Origin of the sequence: Pseudomonas sp. G(2018) (genome assembly GCF_005502415.1) — a bacterium.
Taxonomy (GTDB): Bacteria; Pseudomonadota; Gammaproteobacteria; order Pseudomonadales; family Pseudomonadaceae; genus Aquipseudomonas.
In genome coordinates this window covers 1-3,319 of sequence record NZ_SCOO01000080.1, presented here as the reverse complement: position 1 = coordinate 3,319, position 3,319 = coordinate 1, and the positions used below count along the sequence as shown (strand labels likewise).

The window sequence follows — 3,319 nt, the reverse complement described above, 5'->3', positions numbered from 1 at the left end:
GATCGGTGCTCCTGCAGGTGCCGGCGGCGCCGGTGGCCACCGCCAGGTGGCCGTGCCCTGCCCTGCTCTTTCCCGCGGCTGATCGCGCACCTGGTGCACGTCGGTCGACGCGCACGGGCCAGCACCTGGTCAGCTGCTCGATGCCGGCGGCGCCGGCAGATGCTGCAGGTGATCGAGGCCGGTCCCGATCGGCACGGCACGGCCGGCGATCGCCGGTAAGGCATATGCACGAGGGGTGAGGAGTTGGCCAGTAGATCCACGCTCGATCGGCGCGGAGGGTTTGCGAGTAAATTTGCCCCTCTCCTACTGCCGAGGAGCGCGACAAGGCGGTGGATTTACGTTGTCGGCAACCAATGGACTGGCGGCTTAAACACTACTCGAATTTCGCTCTGCATCTCGTGGGAGTTTTCTACACCTGAACAGCTTGTGAGAACTCCATACCCAGCGCGCAATCGCTGTAGGTGTGGCCGGTTATTTCCAGCACTGCACCACTGGCGAAGGTCAAGGTCAGCCCAAACTCAGTTGCAACTACCCCGGTGACTCTCTGGCCGATCAGCTGATCGGCTTCAGCGCTGGAAAGTGAGGATTCCTCTGAAACGTTGTTGGTGGTCATTCGGCGTTCCCTACGCGGCAGCGATTTCGGCGACGAAAGTGCAGTGGTCAAGGGAAACAGCGCCCGAAACATCCTCGACGAAAATCACCGGCTCGCAGCACATGACAAATGCCTTGCCGCTGGTTTTGGTCTGGATCGTTTCACCAGAACCAAGACGCTCTTCGTAGGTCACTGTGATTCCTTCCTCGTGCTTAGTATTCCAGTCGTAGCACTGAGCCTTCGCGGCCGTCTCCTGCTCGCGCAGGCTCATGTTTTTGCGTTTCGGTAGCGGCATGTCGCTAATCCTTCGATTTTGTGGACACCAAAGCGGCCCCTCTACTGCAAAAGCCCGCAACAGTGGCGGGCCAGAACAGCGTGTTTACTTTGAAACCCCGGCGTACCGGGACAAGTGTGGCCGACCATCGTTAGATCTGGTTGATGAACCGGGTTACTGATTCAACAGTAGGATCGGTAAGCCCATGGTAACCACGGAAATGAAACTCTTCCTCGTCCTCATCCCACTCAGCCACTTGATCGGTGTCGAATGACCAGCGCTTTCCGCCGCGAGACAATTCTACGTAACCAAAGGTAAGCAGCCACCTGACCACAAGGGCTGTCACATCTGGATCGTCGGTAGCAAACAGCCCTGCTGCAAGACTATCATCACCCAAATCGGCCAGTCGCTCATACCAAACGACTCCATCCCACAAGTCCCCCTCATCGTCGTGCAGCAAAGCCACTTCTTTCGCTGCTTCCTTTGCCAACTCAAGCAAATTGCCGTATCCCGCTGCAACAAGGCTGCGATCCAACTGCTCTGCATTGGCTTCCGCGTAAGTGAAAATTGCGTGAAGCAGAACCCCGACATCCTCTGCGTCAGTGTTGCGATCGTTATTAAGAATCATGGTTTGCTCCTTGAACTGGTGAAGCGTCCCGGCGTACCGGGCGCCGGGGTTAAATGATTTCTAGAATCGAGATCAATTGGTTGTAATCGTCACCGTCCGGTGATCGCTCATCACGGTCCATCTTCGCGCCGTACTCAACGACGGCACGCACCATTGCTTCCAGCTTTTGTTTCGCAACAACGTAAATCTCACGGTCAAGTTCGCCGCCACACTTAATGGCAAGATCTAGGGCTTCAACAGCAAGATTTAGTGCGGTTTGCATGGTCATTGCGAGCTTCCTCATTGATTCGTTTCAATGAGAATATAATAACATTGCTTACGTACTTACGTAAACACGTACGTACGTAACTGCGCAAATAAATACCATGTAATGCGGGGCTGCCACTCGCATGCTGGCATGCCTTTGCGGGGGGCTTACGCTAATGCCATCAGCACGGCGGTCGCCGGTGAAGCACATCCACGATAGGGTGAGGTGTTGGCCATCGGACGCTCGCTCGCTTGGCGCGATGGTGGGTTGGCGACGCCCTGGGACAGGCATGCCGGCAGCGCTATGCATCTGAAAGGCCAGCGAACTGACTTATGCTGGGAAAAATAAGCCCCATTATGCCTCCCCTCCCCTGCGTCCCTAAACTTCGTATATCACCGACAATTGAGAAGCTTTGGCTCTGGCGTACGTACGTACATACCTAAATACTTATTGCGCACCCGTAGGAGTCGAAGTCCAGAACAGCCCTGACCGCCTGCGTTCTGCGCGTTTCAAGCTGATAACGCATGTCAGGCTTTGATGTCTGAATCGCGCTGATTTTCTTCAAGCGCGACCGAAGCCAGTTTGCATCTGAAGTGAATTGCGCCCCGGGGTTATTCCTGCCTAGAGCTTCGAGCTTAAGAGAGAGATCTGGCGTTAGCTTCACGCGACCAAGGATGTGAAAATCATGATGCCAAAGTGTTGCGCAATCGGCGGCTGTCATCGCCTCAAGGTTTGACGGAATTCCTGCTGCGAATTTGCTTGAGGCAAAAATCTCAGTTGCCTTTTCAAGCATAAAGCCAGCACTAAAGACGCCCTTCTGCAGGGGAACGATCACCCGAACACCTCGTGCGATCCAACCACTGATCTGAGTCGCATGCTCGTGCCATAAATTCAGCGTGGCAGTCTGATCACCTACAACGTCGGGAGCAACGATGGACAGATTGCCCGGAAAGTCTGTTTGATTGATTAATGCGTCGTACGTGAAAAAAACTCTATCCCACTGCATGGCTTCTCTTTTTTGAAACGCCGTGAAGGCACCGGAATCCACGAACACCTTCCCTCCACGATCGAGGTACTTCGGCAAAGCCAGAAACACCTGTGCATTGGTCAGAAGATTCGCAACAACACCTACTGCTACACCAGCCTGGATAGCCGCCCGAAGGTCAGATGCCGAGCTCATGCCCGAATGAAATGCGTGCTTCCATGGATGTTGCATGGGTGTTTTTCTCTATTTAACAATGAGCGGGCTTACATAATGCAATAGTTACGCATGTACGTACATACGTAATTACACAATAAGCTTATTTCCTGCTCAACTCGACCTGTCGCATAGCTCTTACACGTATATGGCCGACATTCTCGCGATGACGGAACGCACATACATAAGCAAGTAATTACGTAAATACGCATGACCTGAATGTTTCTTTGGCTTTTGCCTGGTCAAGGGTCGGCCCGGAAGCCGCACGCGGCGCGCAGCCTGCTTGCAGGCGAGCACCGAACGGGTGAGGACTGAAGCGCAGCGGTCCCTTTACCGGGTGGCTGGTAATCAAGGCTCCCCCGGCGGTCATGGGGTTGCTT

At 54.4% G+C, this 3,319-nt stretch carries 6 protein-coding genes; all 6 read right to left on the bottom strand.

Translation table 11 applies throughout. From position 1 onward, the window contains the following. Positions 1–409: 409 nt before the first annotated feature. Positions 410–613: a hypothetical protein gene (locus FFS64_RS31075; RefSeq protein WP_137808447.1), complete on the bottom strand. Its 204-nt coding sequence runs from the start codon at positions 611–613 to the stop codon at positions 410–412. Between the two features lie 10 nt (positions 614–623). After that, a complete protein-coding gene (locus tag FFS64_RS31070; RefSeq protein ID WP_137808446.1) occupies positions 624–887 on the bottom strand; it encodes a hypothetical protein in 264 nt (87 codons plus the stop codon). Between the two features lie 130 nt (positions 888–1,017). Beyond that, positions 1,018–1,494, bottom strand: coding sequence for a hypothetical protein (locus FFS64_RS31065; protein WP_137808445.1), 477 nt, complete (start codon positions 1,492–1,494; stop codon positions 1,018–1,020). 49 nt (positions 1,495–1,543) lie between these two features. Then, positions 1,544–1,762: a hypothetical protein gene (locus FFS64_RS31060; RefSeq protein WP_137808444.1), complete on the bottom strand. Its 219-nt coding sequence runs from the start codon at positions 1,760–1,762 to the stop codon at positions 1,544–1,546. 418 nt (positions 1,763–2,180) lie between these two features. After that, complete coding sequence (locus FFS64_RS31055) at positions 2,181–2,957, bottom strand: hypothetical protein (protein WP_256660589.1); 777 nt, start codon at positions 2,955–2,957, stop codon at positions 2,181–2,183. Between the two features lie 178 nt (positions 2,958–3,135). Next, the coding region (locus FFS64_RS31555) for a hypothetical protein (protein WP_218571108.1) at positions 3,136–3,319 on the bottom strand (184 nt) is incomplete at its 5' end.